The organism is Burkholderia dolosa (genome assembly GCF_902499135.1).
Lineage (GTDB): Bacteria > Pseudomonadota > Gammaproteobacteria > Burkholderiales > Burkholderiaceae > Burkholderia > Burkholderia dolosa.
In genome coordinates, this window is record NZ_CABVPR010000016.1 from 1 (window position 1) to 14,874 (window position 14,874).

General features: G+C 59.3%; 11 protein-coding genes and 1 tRNA gene. All 12 read right to left on the reverse strand.

All coding sequences use genetic code 11. The features are described 5' to 3' along the window. Positions 1 to 73 precede the first annotated feature (73 nt). The gene (locus BUB20358_RS09720; RefSeq protein ID WP_123806733.1) at positions 74 to 1,189 is read right to left on the reverse strand and encodes a hypothetical protein; all 1,116 of its coding nucleotides are present in this window, start codon (positions 1,187 to 1,189) and stop codon (positions 74 to 76) included. Between the two features lie 91 nt (positions 1,190 to 1,280). Then, a complete protein-coding gene (locus tag BUB20358_RS09725; RefSeq protein WP_035975055.1) occupies positions 1,281 to 3,179 on the reverse strand; it encodes a hybrid sensor histidine kinase/response regulator in 1,899 nt (632 codons plus the stop codon). 270 nt (positions 3,180 to 3,449) lie between these two features. After that, positions 3,450 to 4,202, reverse strand: coding sequence for a hypothetical protein (locus tag BUB20358_RS09730; RefSeq protein WP_123806734.1), 753 nt, complete (start codon positions 4,200 to 4,202; stop codon positions 3,450 to 3,452). A 451-nt stretch (positions 4,203 to 4,653) separates the two neighbouring features. Next, a tRNA-Ile gene (locus BUB20358_RS09735) sits at positions 4,654 to 4,729 on the reverse strand. Between the two features lie 349 nt (positions 4,730 to 5,078). Beyond that, positions 5,079 to 5,396: an acyl carrier protein gene (locus BUB20358_RS09740; RefSeq protein WP_158380450.1), complete on the reverse strand. Its 318-nt coding sequence runs from the start codon at positions 5,394 to 5,396 to the stop codon at positions 5,079 to 5,081. A gap of 4 nt (positions 5,397 to 5,400) precedes the next feature. Continuing rightward, positions 5,401 to 7,551 carry a hypothetical protein gene (locus tag BUB20358_RS09745; RefSeq protein ID WP_123806735.1) on the reverse strand — a complete coding sequence of 717 codons (2,151 nt, stop codon included), beginning with the start codon at positions 7,549 to 7,551 and terminating at the stop codon, positions 5,401 to 5,403. 54 nt (positions 7,552 to 7,605) lie between these two features. After that, positions 7,606 to 9,393, reverse strand: coding sequence for a hypothetical protein (locus BUB20358_RS09750; protein WP_045552275.1), 1,788 nt, complete (start codon positions 9,391 to 9,393; stop codon positions 7,606 to 7,608). Positions 9,394 to 9,482: 89 nt separating this feature from the next. Continuing rightward, entirely contained in the window at positions 9,483 to 10,676 is a 1,194-nt protein-coding gene (locus BUB20358_RS09755) for an IpaC/SipC family type III secretion system effector (RefSeq protein ID WP_006766948.1), read from the reverse strand. Between the two features lie 55 nt (positions 10,677 to 10,731). Then, a complete protein-coding gene (sctE, locus tag BUB20358_RS09760) occupies positions 10,732 to 12,345 on the reverse strand; it encodes a type III secretion system translocon subunit SseC family protein (protein WP_006766947.1) in 1,614 nt (537 codons plus the stop codon). After that, on the reverse strand, positions 12,338 to 12,886 hold the full coding sequence (gene sicA, locus BUB20358_RS09765) for a type III secretion system translocator chaperone SicA (protein WP_006766946.1): 549 nt from the start codon (positions 12,884 to 12,886) through the stop codon (positions 12,338 to 12,340). Before sicA ends, sctE begins: the two co-directional genes overlap by 8 nt. A gap of 32 nt (positions 12,887 to 12,918) precedes the next feature. Further along, positions 12,919 to 14,097: an EscU/YscU/HrcU family type III secretion system export apparatus switch protein gene (locus BUB20358_RS09770; RefSeq protein ID WP_006766945.1), complete on the reverse strand. Its 1,179-nt coding sequence runs from the start codon at positions 14,095 to 14,097 to the stop codon at positions 12,919 to 12,921. A 3-nt stretch (positions 14,098 to 14,100) separates the two neighbouring features. Next, entirely contained in the window at positions 14,101 to 14,871 is a 771-nt protein-coding gene (gene sctT, locus BUB20358_RS09775) for a type III secretion system export apparatus subunit SctT (RefSeq protein ID WP_006766944.1), read from the reverse strand. Positions 14,872 to 14,874: the final 3 nt, after the last annotated feature.

A 14,874-nucleotide genomic window follows, 5' to 3' on the forward strand; every position in this document is an offset into this window, starting at 1 on the left:
TCTGGACCGCGTCTGCCGATTCCATCCTCGAAAAGCTACACCGACTTTGTTCGCGAATCAGCGGAACGGGACACTAGCTGATCAGACGTTTCAGTGCTTCGATCACCCAAGGCGACGCATCGACGGCCCGTCGAATAGTTGCCCCCAGTTCGCGGGCCGCGTGTACCGCGCCAATTTCCATGAAAAATTTCCTGGAGTTAGACGGAGGACCCTGGACCGATTCTTTCGACTTCTCGATCGCCGGTGTCGATGAATCGTTGCCAGAGCTCCCGTTCAGCAGTTTTTCCTTGACCGCCGCCTTGATCGGTTCGCCCAACACCGACGGAGCATGAAAATTCGGCCCGGACACGACCATCCGTGGCGCTTTTGTTTTCACAAGCCCCTTTTCAAACTTCTTGAGAGCATGCTTGCTTCCGAAAATCTCTTCTACTTTATTCGAGAATTTCAACGCATCGGCCTGCCCCATCCTGTTCGAAATTTCAACATTCTGTCGCCGGGGAAAAGACGCTGCGATATCCGTGGCCATGACGGCGGGCCCTTTACACCACGGATCCATGACGATCGACGCGCCGAATCGACCGCTTCTCGCCTCGACCCACATGTGATCGGCGGTCGTGCTCGACACAACAGATATCGAACCGTCGCTGTCCAGCTTCTTTCCGTGAAGTGCGACGCATGCGTAGGCCTGTTCCTGACAGTTTCCGGCTTCGATCTTCATGGCCGCCGCCGCTTCAAACGCCGTTCCCGGCTTATGCTTTTCGAAGTATTCCCTTGCGTATCGAATGCGCCGGCTCGCTTCCAGAATATGGACATTACCGGATCCCGCATTGTCCGCTCCGTACTTCATGATTTTACGGACATCTTCAACCGTGTCGGTGGCGTCAATCAGCAAGGGAAGACGGTGGTTAATGGGTCGATTGACGATCTGACGTGCGAAAACGTAGGCAGCCAGGTCATGTCGCCTCGGCGAAAAGTTTCCGCCATTTCTCCTGCTTTCTGCGAGGGATCGAACTTCTCGTTGGATTCGATCCGCCCTCGCTCCCAAAAATCGCTCATACTGCACCGCACATTTCCGCGCACTATCAATGTTGCGAGACAACTCGGGGCGGGATTCCACGAATTCCTTTTCAATTCCGCGTACATTTGCCCGCTTGAGATTCTCCGCCGAGAAGATCATAAATGACGACATGACTACCCCATAAAAAAACCGATGTCGATATTAGCCGTGACTTCGATACAAAAAACAAAATCCCGATCACCGCGCACGCTCCGCCACGGCGTCATATCGATTTCGCGATTTCCCAATACGCCGCCTCGAAAGGATCGAGCAAATGGTCGAGCGCCTCGATACCGCGGGCGGCCACGTCCGCCTCGATGCACGCGAGTTGCCGTCTAAGCGCCGGGGCCGGAAGCAGTCCGAAGCACCCCTTGAGCGCATGCAGCTCGGCAAGCGCGGCTTCGCGATTGCGATGGCGGCACGCGGCTCTCAGTTTTGCAAACGACACGCCGGTGGACTCGAGCAATATGTTGCGAAGATGTACCGGTGCACGAGCGCTCGCGCCATCTGCAGCCCGGGTCGGGCGGACAAGCGCCGCGCCGACGTTGCACGCCAGGTCTTCGAGTTCTTCGTAGAGCCTGTCGAGCGACAGCGGTTTCGTGACGACCTTGTCGATACCGGCCTCGACGCAGCGCCGGTTCTCTGCCTCGAACGGTCTCGCAGTCAGCGCGTAAATCGGCACGTCGACCGATTTCGCGCGCAACGCACGTGCAAGCTCGGGGCCGCTCATACCCGGCATGCAGACATCGGTGAGGACGGCGTCGAACGAGCCCCCGTCGAACATCTTCAGCACTGCTCGGCCGCCGCGCGCCGTGGCGACTCTGCATCCGAGCGTATGCAATTGCTGCTCGAGCAGGTAGCAATTGACGGGATTGTCGTCGACGACCAGTATCGACAAAGGCCGGTCGATACCGGCACGCGAACCGGATACGGCCGGTTCGCTGTGCGCGTGCGGAATTTCGCCGCAGGCCACAACGCATGACAGCGTGTCCGCCACGCCGCGTAGCGAGCAGCACGCGAGCTCCGTGCACCTGCCGACCCGCTGCGGCTCCATCGGCCCGTTTTCGACGCAACGCAACGTATGGCGCGCCGCATCGAGCAACCGGCCTTCGTGCGCCTGCGGCCAGTTTTTTTTTCCGCCGTGGACGATCACGATCGGATTGCGGTCGAGCAGCACGGACGAGACCTCAGCGGGTGAATCGAACGGGCTGACGCATAAATTCCACGCGCCGAGATGGCGCTCGATGCAATCGCGCCATTCCGCCATCGGCGACACGACAACGACCGGCTCGCCATCGAAGCGCGGCAGAGGCCATACCGGCCGGCTGTCACGCAATGGAACCCGGACCACGAACCGGCTGCCTTGTCCGGGCGTGCTGTCGACGTCGATCGACCCTCCCATCAGCGTAACGAGACGCCGGCATAGCGCGAGTCCCAGCCCCGTGCCGGCGCATCGATCGTCCGACGCGTGCGAGATCCGGGCGAACGGTTGAAAAAGCCGGTCGATGCCCGATGCGGGAATGCCGATACCGGTATCCTCGACGGTGACGATCAGCGTCGTCATGTCCTTCCCGTCGTCACATATCGCCGGCTCGCCCCGCAACCCCAGCGTCACTTTTCCCTGCGCCGTAAACTTCAGCGCGTTGCTCACCAGGTTGTCGACGATCTGCCCCAGGCGGCCGGCATCGCCCAGCGCGCGCGCGTTCAGTTGCAGATCGAAGTGTCCGTGAAATGCGATGCCTTTCCTTCGCGCGAGGGGCGAGAAGATGGCAAGCGCACGTTCATAAACGTCGACCACGTCGAACGGATCGTCCCGCAATGACATTTCGCCGGCCTCGATTCTCGAGAGCTCGAGCATGCCGTCGAGCGTCGCCAGCAAGTCGTTCGCGGCATCGTTGATCACGTTCAGGCGATCGAGCTGCGCGCGATCGCCACGAGCGCCCCGCAACGCAAGCTCCAGATGACCGACGATCGCGTTGAGCGGCGTGCGGATTTCGTGACCGATCGAAGCGACGAACAAGGTTCTTTCCTCGTCGGCCTGATCGGACACGCTCGTTTCAGCGACGAGCCGGTGCGCCCGTGCTTCGTTCGATGCGACGGCAGGTTTCTCGCCATCGGCCACGGAGTGAGCCGACCCGTCGACGCGCGCGGGCGTACGGTATCGGAGCCTCCATAGCACGCGCCGGGCGGCAGCAATTATGGCAGTCCAGACGAACGCTGCAATCGTAATCGCGCGCGCCACGCCCGTCCGGCGTTCCCGTCGCGAACGTTCCGAGCCGACACACGTGTCGACTCGGCCCCTGCGAAGCATCGCTCGTCTTGCGACTCATATGTCATTGAATCGGAACGAACGCAAGGCGGCAATGCACATCAAGCGGAAATCCCCGGCGAATCAATCGCAGCCCTTGTTTTTGAAGAAGTTGTCGACGGTTGCACGTACCTTGTCCACTGTAACCGTCGCGCTTCCGAGGCTACAAACGGCGCGTGCGTTGGTCTTCGGTGCGGGATAGGTCGTCAACGTGACGATCAGCGGCTTATTGGCCATCACCATATGGCCACCTGCCGCATTCGCTCCGTTCTTCAGGCGCATAAAGTAGTTAACCAGGTAGTTGAATGACTCGGACTTCCCCTTGTTATCAATCGCGCTCGCCATTTGCTGAAGACTCTCGCTCGGCAGCGACAGCCCCATGCTTTTTGCAATTTCATCGAGCTTACCTTGCACAAGCTGAACATTGCCGCCCGTTAGCGCGTCGAGAACACGATCGCGAATATACTCACCGACGATTTGAGTCGCGTCGGTGCCTTGATTCGATATCACGACGCTTAGCGGCCGCGAACCCTCGTCGTGCCACTTGCCATCATCCTCGAGCGTCTGCCCTATCACCTTATACGACGACCGCTCGTTCAGGTAAGTATCGATATGCTTGAGCTTTCCCTGAAGAATGAAATCCCGCGCACCGACCTTCGGATTGACCGGATATCCGGAAGCCTCCTTGAAAGCCATTCCCGGATGAAGAATGGTCACATTTGCGTTTTGATCATACGACGGGTAGCCGCACGCGATCTTGCCGCCACACTCCACTTCGTAAGCCAACGCAGCCGCACCGCTACCGAGCAAGAGCGCAGAAAGAATTATTTTTTTCATATCGCATATCTATAAAATAAATAAAATAGCAGCTGCCCCGACGCAACGTTCGGAACGAACCGCATATATAAGCGGCCAGCATCAGCCGCCACCTCCCTCCATCGCGAACGTGATGCAATATCGATAGTCTCCAGTCGTAATTCCAATATGCCCCATCGCGAAAACGGTTCACGCATGCTGACGGACGGGCCAGATCGAGTCAATGCAAAAATCGCTCATTCCGGACGCTCTTTCCGACCGCAGATCCCGATCCTCTGCCGGTGGAGACTATTATCGCAAATGAGGTCGATTTGGCGTCATCTGCCGGCTGAATCGCTGCAACACAAACGACCGGCGATACGATTTTTCAAAATCAACGAAATATGAATGCGCAACGCGGCTTTTCCTGCGCCCCGGTGCATGCTGCGCGGCAAGCGACAAATGGTGATGTGCGATAAAGATGCGTGTCGAATGGTGGGCCCGGCGGGATTCGAACCCGCGACCCATCGATTATGAGTCGACTGCTCTCACCGCTGAGCTACAGGCCCCGACTAGATCCGAACCGCCGAGCCGCTATGGCTTCATCGTTCGGCGCGTTTCGATCTCACAGCCGCGAGTTCTCTCGCGACCTGGCCACGCACTCCACCATTCCACACTTTCGCTCTCTTTCTTTGAGCCTGAGCGGACGACACGAGATAAAGATTGACTTCATTCAGAAAATCTTTCCGATCATTGACCGTCAATCGAGCAAATTCCAACAACAATTTTGCGATCGTATGATTGAACACCTCTACCATTCTCCAGTTATAGGCATGTAGGCCGGCTCCCCCCGGCTTCGACCTGCGGTGTATCGAAACGCTTGCCCATCGAGGCTTACACCGCTTGCGCAAAGCGATTTCACGAATGCAGTATCCGACCGGTCTGCCGTCGTTCGTCGATCAACTGCTGTACCAGGTCGCATGTGCCGCCTACCGTCAACATGCTTGGCAATGCATCGGCGTCGATATGAATGCCGTACATGTCCTGCAACGTAACCGCGACCTGCAGAATGTCCAGCGAATCGGCTCCGATGTCGTCGATGAGTTTCAGGTCGTCCTGCAGAGGCTCCCTAAACGAAAAGTAATCTGCGAGGAAGCTCCGAACCTCATTCGGCACGCAACCGACATCCGTTCCGTGCGCAATCGCATTCGTACCGCCCATTACGTCCCCCTTCATTTCCCTATCCTCCAACTCGCCCATACCCTTCGGTCGTGACGACTTTGCCAAGGTTCTTGTTCAGATACGAGCCGGTATGCTCGTGCGCAAAGCCCCTGCCGAGCGAAGGCGCCGGTCCAACTAACTCTTTCCAATGACGCAAGACGGCGCGGCTGTCTTGCTTGTTGACGATAGGCGGCGTGTTATCGTCCGGATGCGGACCGACACGCTTGTCCGCCCCGCCTTCATCATGCGGGGACGCCGGTGTACGCTGCCAATCCTCCTTCCCTTGCGCCCCGTTCGCCCCGCTCATGCCGTCGGGACTCTTCGAGCGCTCGTCCTCCGCGCCGGCAGGCTTATGCCGCGCGTGGCCATCGAAGGCAGACTCGAACGGCTTCGGCACAGCGACGTTGTATCGATTCTCACGTAAGAATCGCTGGGTCGTCACAACGGGATCCAGATCCGCCAACTCCAGATACGATCCGCTATGTCTCAGCGCAAATCCGTCGTACTGGTCAACGCCCGTCCGAGGCGGCAGGGGAGCCGCGAAGCTGGGCAAGAGCGGACGATACGGCATACTGAAAACAGGTCCGTGCGTGTGGGGCACGGTGCTAAAGATGCGCGCGAACGTGAACTGCGAGGCCAAGGTAGGCTTGGCCAGCGTGTTCGCATCGGGATGAGCGTTCGGTCCGCTCAATGGTTCAGTCTGCGTACCGACTTCCCGGCGCTGAACATCCGCAAAATCCGTTTGCGTGCCAACGTCGCTGGAAGTGCGGAACTCCCGATCCCACTTCATACGGGACACCGATCCACCATCATATGATCGGTCATCGTCCCGGTCAGAGTCACCGTTCCTATCGCCGCGCACGGGTTCGGACCATTGGTCGCGATCCTCGAACTCATTCTCTTGCCGCGTAGCGGTGATCGATGTCGCATCGTGAGAATCGTCATTCCCGCCGGGCTTCATCGGCGACACCAGGCCATCGGCCGTGCCGACATGCTGCGGGCCTTCCGAAGCACCACCACAGGACACCGTGATCGTCGGCGAGAACACGATTTTGTTGTACGGACCATACGGCGACACCTCCCCGGCGCGCACGCCGCCCGGCGACACCTCCTCGGCGCGCACGCCGCCGTGTCGCCCGTCTGTTTGCGGCCCCGCACGCTCACCGTCGGCATCGGCAACGCCATGTGCGGCAGGCTCGCGCGCCGGCACGTCAAGCGCCCGCTGCAACCTTTCCGCGTCCAGCAGGATTTCGAGCAGAAATACCCGGTTCATCCCCGAGTGTTCGTTCCAGTTATGGACGAGGGCCTGCAACGCCGCTTTCGCGCGCTCCGATATGATGCCGCCGTTATCGATGATCGCTTGCCGTCGCGGTCCGTCAAGCGCCCCCCCCAGACGTGCTTCGACGTAATCGGCCTGAGCGGCTGCGACGCGTGCGCTCACATGCCCGACTTCCCTCTGGAACGCTTCCTTCGTCACGAGCTTGCTAACCTCGTCCTCGATCTCCGAGAGCCGCGTGCTGCCGTTCCCTTTGCCGTTGTATCCGGCGAAAGGAGAATTGCTACCCAGCCCCTTGCTCAAAACGAGATCGCGGACCTGTTTCGCCAATGCGTCACACTCTTGTGCCTGCACACCGGACCGCCGCGCGACGTCCAGCATCGTCGCGATATTCTGCAATCGTCGGCGCGCGGCGGGAGAGACGTCAGCCGATTCTACGGACTGCAGCACCTTCGCGTCGCCATCGATCAGCGCAGCAAGCGCTTGCTGCGCACTCCGGCTTTTCAGTTCGAATGTCGTATGAACCCCGTGCAACGCGCGCTCTTGCGCCACGGGCGTGGAACGACCGCGCTCGCTACCGTCCGCGCTTCGGTTCTCCATCAGTTCACGAACCCGCTCGGTCACCAGACCGTGCGCTATGCGCTGTCGATCCTCGACGCTCAGCGAGCTACCGGCCCGATCGGACACCGTGCCGACAGACGAATCGCCCCAGGGTGCCACGGCAAGCCGGGCCGATGTACCACGACCGCGCACTTCAACATAGTGCGTCGAATCCGAGACTGCCCCCGTCAAACAATCAGCGATACGGTTTGACTGCAGCGCGTCTTGCGTCGACGCTTCATGCATTGCGCCGACAACAGGGGTACGATGAGAAGCCGAAAGAATCTCGGGCATCATTTACTCCAGTCATATTAGACCGCTACGCGTGAATCGCGCAGCGGTTCACCATTAAATGTTCCGTGTGATCGATTGTGCAATGTCGGCCATGATCTGCATGATCGACGCGATCGTCTTGTTGAGGTTCTCGAACTTCGAATGCATATCCGCGTACTTTTGGCCGTAAAGTTGCATATCCTCTTCAAAACGAGACATTGCCTGCTCCATGGCAGACATAAGTTTCGCAATCGATGTGGCACCACCCTCTTTGTCTACGTAGACATACCAGTCTCCGGACACAAGGTCATCCCAGGATCCATGCACAGAAGTCACGGCCGCCTTTAGTTTTTCATACAGCTTATTCAAAGGATGATCCGGCACATCTTTTCGATCAACATACCATCTCCCAAGATGATCCTTCTTAAACGCACTCTCTGGCACATAGAGTCCGAGTTCATCGAACAAACTCTTCAGTTGCTCCCTCGATTCTGCATAAACCGCAGCACCATTCAGTTCAGCCTGGACAAAATCTTCAATCGCGCGTGCGAGACGGCTAGTATTGAAGATTTTGTCACCATCACTCGTGGAGCTATAGAAGCTCCCAAGCTTAGAATAAATATCCTTGACAAATAAATCATATACAAAAACGACGTCCGAAAACCAACTTTCATACGCCTTCAGCTTGGCTGCCCCATACTTGATCGACTTTACGAGCTCCGCCCATATGTCCCCGATCGGCTTACCGGTAATCGGAGGTAGCGTCACCGGCGGCAGCGGCTTGATCGGCGGCAACGTACCGCCCGGTCCTCCCGGTCCTTCCGGTTCCGGTTCCGGTTCCGGTTCCGGTTCCGGTTCCGGTTCCGGTTCCGGGCGTCTCAATTTCCACAGGGCGAGTTCCACCATCAACTGGAAGCCGTAAAAAATCAGATCAATACGATCCCTGTTTTCCTCAATCTGTCCCTCAATGTTTTTGAGCACCTCATCGAGTAACTGCAGGAGGAGGTATCTTATCTGCGCGTCCCAATCCTCCGGCGACTGCTCCACGCGTTCACGAAAAATCTCTAGAAGGCGCTCAAGTTCCCGCCTATTCTCAGAAATACCCTCCAGCAACCCAGCCAATATGGACTCAAGATCCGGCTTTTCTCGCTCACCCCTCGCTATAGCTTCGACCAATAGTTTAAAATCCTGGAGAAGTTTTTTAACTTTCCCGACATCACCCTCCGTATACGAGAATAGCATCCCTATCGCGTATATCAGTGCACCGAGATTGACAATCCAGTCGCGACTCTCCGGATCTTTACTGAGCTCCTCAAAAATCAGCCGAATAATATCCTTTTCCGCCGGGAATAAGTCTTCAAATTCAGGGAGGCTGGAAATTAATTCCCGATATAACAACAACGCAATCTGCAAGAATTCCTTATCATCTTTGACGTCGAGCCATTCGAAAATCAGCTCAATAATCTCGTCCTGAGACAGCTTACGCTGGGTCGCCGGCGCATCGCTTTCGCTATGCAATGATTGCATGATGTTCTCGAAACGAACTCCGGCCATATCCCGCTTCGCCAACGCCTCCTCAAGCGCCTCGCGCGCGCCGATGGTCCGCGGCTGCCGCGGCGAATCCGCCAGACTCAGGCGAATATCGAGCACGTCACGCTCGGCCTCCGCGTACGCCGCATGCGCAGCCTGCAGCTCACCGAGCAACCGCATCCGCGGCGACGCGTCACCTCGTTCTTCCTCTAGATTGCGTTCGCTCGCCGTTGCAGACGGAGCCGGCTGCTCGTCAACCCGTTTCGCAACAACGTAGTCCCCAAAGCCGGGGACGCTTCGACTCACGAAAGTGCCGATAGACAACTCCGTCACGATCTCTTCCTCTCTTCCAATCCGTGTTGATACAAAAAATGCCGCCGGGACGCATCGTCCGTCCAGGCGGCCTTGCGATTACGGCGCCGTCACGCGCGCAGCATGCCCAAAACGAGGCTCTGCCGGCCCGCCATCAGTTGCTCGAGCTTCGACAACAGAGCCTTGACCGACTCCTCCGTGCGCACCGCCGATTGCACCAGCGATTGCTGCATACCCGACGCAAGCGCACTCGAACTGTCCTCGACCTTGACCTGCCCCGTGGCCGCCGCAGCCGCCACGCCGGCGCCCGACTGCGCGATGCCGGCAGCCGGCTGGGCCATCGACGAGATGGCTTGACCGAGTACCGTTTTACGCTGCTGCTCGAACGAAACCTCCTTCGACCGCTGCTCGAGGTCAAGCGCGCGCTGATCCATCTCGCTGGCCTGCACTTCGAGCGTGTCGCGCTCGGCCCGCGTCAGATTCCGCTCGCTGGATTGCAACGTCGCGGGATGGCGATCCCCGCCGACATTCCGAAGGCGATCCGGCTGCAGTTCTGGCGCATCCGCCTGTGCGATGGACTTTCGGATCGCGCGCGCGTCGTCGCGCAAGCTCACCGCCTTCTGGTCGTTGAATTTGAGGTTCTTGATCTGCCGCGTTTGCGAATTCATGACCTGCCGAGTGCCGGTGCCCGTCGTCACGAGCCCGACCGCCGCGCCGGCAATCGCACCGCCGAGATTGTGCCGCGCGCTTTCAACGATCTTGTCGCCCGCCTTGCGTGCATGCTCAGCAGACGTCACGGCCATTTGCATGCCGTTGGCGTTACGCTCGCTCGAGATTTTTCCGAGCAGCATCAGCGCGCGGGCCAAAAGATCGGTCAGGCGCGAGAAACTGTCACCCTTCGGCGTCTCCGTTCCCGGCTCGCCGCCGCCCTCGGGTACACCGCGCATGTCGCGCGGATCGCGCTCGACGGGCTCCGTCCGACGGTCACGCGTCGCCGACGCAAACTGCTGTTCGAGCGCGTCGAGTTCACCGTTCAGCCGCTCCGTGTCTGTATGCAGGTCGGCGAGCACGCGGTCGCGCGTTTGCGGCTCCAGCGACTGGAGGTCGCGCGTCATCAGGCGGGCCAGATCGGGCACGCTCAAGGTGTGCGCTTCGGGAGCGACGTACGGAGCGATCTGCTCACCGTTCGATTGCTTGATGGCCCGAGCCTCGGCGGTTTTCTGGCTGCCGGTCGATGGCTCGACGTTACCGAGGGGGACGAAGTCGCCGACCGGAGATGCGATTGTCATGATCAGTCCTGCCATATATCTGTATTCCTGTATGTAAAAAACACGCTCATTGTAAAAAACGCGCTCATCTTCAAACGACGCGGCTTCCCGCGATCATGCGGGTCACAGCCACGTTGGCGTCCGTATGTGTCTGCACAACGCGGCTGATCGCCGCAAAGACTGCGTTCGCCTGCTCCGCGGACCTCGCCACCGCATCAAGCAGCGCCTGCATCAACCGCTCGAGCAATTCCGTTTCGTTCTCGAGCACCTTCACCTTGGCCTCCCCCTTGGCCGCCTCCACTCCGTGCACCGCGGCAGCGATGTTCAGCCCGCCGGTCGCGGCAACGTGGACGACGGCGCCGCCGGCAGCCATCTGCTGCATGCGGTGGCCGTACATTTGCCGGCTGATCGCATCGCTCTTCATGCCGAGGCGCTCCATCGCGGCTTCGACCATGTTGGATGCACCGGAAGCCAGCCGTCGTCCGCCTTGCGACGCGGCCTGCTTCAGCGCCTCGGGAACCAGCTTGCCGAGGGTACGCTCGACGCCCTTCGCGAGCAGCGACGCGACCTTGCCCGCACCCTTCGCAACGAGACTGCCCGCGCCGCTTAGCGACACCGCGGCGATCGCCCCGACCATCGCAACAGCCACGGTTACCATCGCGATCATCTTCGCGATCTCTTCCCCGACACCGAGCGCCTGCAGCACGTCGGACAACTTGTCGGACAGGAATTCGAGCACCGGCTGCAAAACAGCCATTACCGGCTTGAAAAGCTCTTCCATGAACGATTTGCCCGTCGCCGCCTGGACGATGGAATCCGCCGCCATCAGCGCGAGGCCGATGCCGGCCACCGCCAGGCTTGCGCCGCCGGTGAACACCGCGCCGATCGTGGCCACCGCGGTCACGACCGCACCGATGATCTTGCCGACGCAACCGGCCGTCTTGTTCAACTCCTCGGCTTTCGCGTTCTCCTTTTCCACGCGGTCCATTTCGTCGAGCATCTTCTGCAGGCGCTCCTTGCGGGCGATGTCGATCTGAGCGCTCTCGTGCTCGATTCGCGACTCGGCCCGCTCCGACAACATCTCCGAGAATTTCGAGAACAGCAACAGCAGCGTTTCCAGCGCCGAGACCTCGCGCTGCATCGCGTCCGGCGCACCGACTCGCGGCTGGCGAGCCGCTTCGTCTGCCGCCTCGAATGCATCGAACGCGCGGACACGCGCGGTCTGCACCCGCGCAATTTCGTCATCGGCCGTCTTACCATGCGCGTCCAGCTTCGCATATTGCTCGAGCATGCGCCCGAAGCCCTCGACTTCTGTCTCCAGCTCGCCGACTGCAGCGGCGTAGCCGCTCACGTGCGTCTCGCGGTCGTGAGCCTCCGCGGCTCGCCGCTGTTCGATCGCTGATGCGTTCTCCGCCAACCGGCTCAGCGGCATCTGCTGCAATTGCGGCAGCACGCTCTTCACGACCTCGAGTGCACGACCGAACGGCACGGACGGCTGCCGCAGCGGACTGCCGTCCGGACGCTCGCCTTTCGCGCCGTCGTCCTGACGGCCGAACACTTCGACCATTTCCGCCAGCAGCTGCTGACAGTCGGCACCGCCCACGGCCAGACGGTTAGCAGCGGCCGCGCGCTGCAGATCTGCCGAAACGAACCGCGGCGATACCTGCCATGCCCCACTGATTCCGTCGTTATTGATCTCACTCATCGATTACCTTCCCTTGTTCATGCTCCCGCACTTTCTCCTTGATCGCATCCAGATAAGTCGCAGCACGCTCTCTCAACACGTCATCGCACGATGACTCGACGATGACCGTGAAGCACTGCTTAGCTTTACCGCGTCGCCCCATCGCGAGCTGACATTGACCCGCATGAAGCATGGGACGATAGTCATCCTTTCCCTGAGCAAACGCGACCGCGTAGAAGTCCGCAGCCTTCTGATACTCGCGCTTCATCTGATGCACCGCGGCCAAACCCATCCAGAAATCCACGCAGTAGAAGTCGTAGATACAGAGAAAGCGAAAGAACTTCTCCGCATCGTCGAGCCGCCCCTGGTGATAGAACTCATATGCGAGGCCGTAAATCGACTCCATATGATCTTCGCCGAGCCCGTGAATTTCCTTAAGAGTGATGCCGTTGCCCACCGACTCCAAAACTACGTTCAGATACTCTTCATCGGTGCCCATTTGATGTTCCATAAACAAACTCCCATCGACCACCAAACGGTGATCATATTTTGTATAGGTCACGATAATCGCGCGTTAAAAAAACGCTCACCGGCTCATTTTTCAACTGCCTTTTCGGCGCTTTTTTCGCCGCGGCCCGAACTTCCATTCGCTTCGGTCTGCGTCACGCTCTCGTCCTTCGATTCCGGCGCTTCGTCCGCACGTGCCTGTGCTTGCGTCGAAGCGTGATCGTCCGTGTCGCCCGCCGTAGCCAGCTCGACGTCGCGCAGCCATACCATCAGCCGTACGACCGGCTCAAGTACGTCCAAACTCACTATCTCGTAGCGCTTGTGCGACTTGTAGATCTGGCGCGCAAGCGGAACGTCGACGATGACGGGCACGCCGATCTTCTCCGCATAGCGCCGTACCGCGAGCGCCCGCTGATTCCGTTCGCTGATGGACACGAGCGGATACGGCAGATGCGACGGATTGAAGTAGATGCCGACCGCCACGTGCGTTGGGTTCGCAATGATCATTTTCGAGTTCTGGATGTCGTGCTTGTCCTGCTCCGACAGCAGCTCCTGATGCATTTCCTTACGCCTGCCCTTGATCTCCGGCGAGCCTTCGTTTTCCTTGCGCTCGCGCTTGACCTCCTCCTTCGCCATTCGCAGCTCCTTGCGGTGAATCAGCATTTCCACGAGTACGTCGAGAATCAGGATCACGAGCGCACATCCGAGACACGTCAAGACGAGATCGACCATCAGGTCTTTCCATAGCCCGACGACACCATGGAGGTCGGAATAAAATTGGGCGAGCAGCTTCTCCTTGTTTCGTACCCATACGATCGATACCGCCACCGAAAACACCACGAGGTACAGCAGCGACTTGACGAAATCCTTGACCGTTCTCAGGTTGAAGATCTTCTTGAAACCGCGAACCGGGTTGAGTGCTTCGAAGTTGATCTTGAGCGCCTTCGTCGCGAGCACGAACTTGCTCTGCATCAGCGACGGCACCGCAGCCGCGAGGATGCAGACCAGCAGCACCGGCGCCACGACCTTCAGGCACGCGACCAGCAACGATTTCACATAGCTGGACGTATCGACGTCGAACCCGTTTTGCATCATGTCGATCATCACGGCACCGATCTCATGCAGGCTCATCTTCGATACGACGAAAACGCCGCACAGCATCACGCATGCGACGACCGCGTCGCGCGCCTTGAGGATCTGCCCGCGCTCGGCAGAATCCCGCCGCTTTTTCGGTGTTGCTTCTTCGGTTTTGCTCTGTGCCGACATACGTTACCCAGTCTTCAAAAAGGCGCGAATATCGTCGAGCGTCGGACTGAGCGCGATGATTTCGCCGGAGAACAACGGCGACATGTAGATCAGCAGCATGCCGAACACCACGACGCTCTTTACGGTCATCGACACCGAGAACGGATTCATCTGCGGCGTAAAGCGCCCGAGCAGACCTAACGACATCTCGCATAAGAAAAGCAACGCGATAACCGGGCTCGCGACGACGACGGCCTTGACGATGACGGCGTCGATGATCTGCGTAGCCGCCGTCCATTCGAGCGCGCAGCCCTGCAACGGATCGCAGAGGCGATAGCTGCCGTCGATCGCGCGAACGAACACGTCGAGGCCGCCGTTGTGCAAATAGACCGCACCGACAAACAGGTTAAGGAAGTTCGCAAGCTCCGACGTATCGATGCCGTTGGCCGGGTCGACCGAGCTGCTGAAAGTCGCGCCGCGCTGGTTGTCGATCAGGCTGCCGGCCGCGTGAAACACCCAGAATGGCCATGCGAGCAACGCGCCGAGCACCGCGCCGATCGTCAGCTCCTGCGCGACCGCTGCCAGATACGGCAGCGTGCCGAGTTCGATAACGGTGTTCAGCGGAGGCGGCCAGAAGCCCAGCGCGACGATCACGATCACGGCGTTGCGTGCGCTGCCGGTGAGCACGTTGTTGTCGAGGAACGGCAGCATGAAAAAGATCGGACCGATCCGTGCGAAACCGAGCGCCGCCGCGAGCAGCCAGCCGTGCACGTCGAAAAGCAGGGCTACGTTCATCGG

Excerpts from the sequence above, each read along its gene's own strand:
- BUB20358_RS09720 (WP_123806733.1), bottom strand. The coding sequence starts at position 1,189 with ATGTCGTCATTTATGATCTTCTCGGCGGAGAATCTCAAGCGGGCAAAT.
- BUB20358_RS09730 (WP_123806734.1), bottom strand. The coding sequence starts at position 4,202 with ATGAAAAAAATAATTCTTTCTGCGCTCTTGCTCGGTAGCGGTGCGGCT.
- BUB20358_RS09740 (WP_158380450.1), bottom strand. The coding sequence starts at position 5,396 with ATGAAGGGGGACGTAATGGGCGGTACGAATGCGATTGCGCACGGAACG.
- BUB20358_RS09745 (WP_123806735.1), bottom strand. The coding sequence starts at position 7,551 with ATGCCCGAGATTCTTTCGGCTTCTCATCGTACCCCTGTTGTCGGCGCA.
- BUB20358_RS09755 (WP_006766948.1), bottom strand. The coding sequence starts at position 10,676 with ATGGCAGGACTGATCATGACAATCGCATCTCCGGTCGGCGACTTCGTC.
- sctE (WP_006766947.1), bottom strand. The coding sequence starts at position 12,345 with ATGAGTGAGATCAATAACGACGGAATCAGTGGGGCATGGCAGGTATCG.
- BUB20358_RS09770 (WP_006766945.1), bottom strand. The coding sequence starts at position 14,097 with ATGTCGGCACAGAGCAAAACCGAAGAAGCAACACCGAAAAAGCGGCGG.
- sctT (WP_006766944.1), bottom strand. The coding sequence starts at position 14,871 with ATGAACGTAGCCCTGCTTTTCGACGTGCACGGCTGGCTGCTCGCGGCG.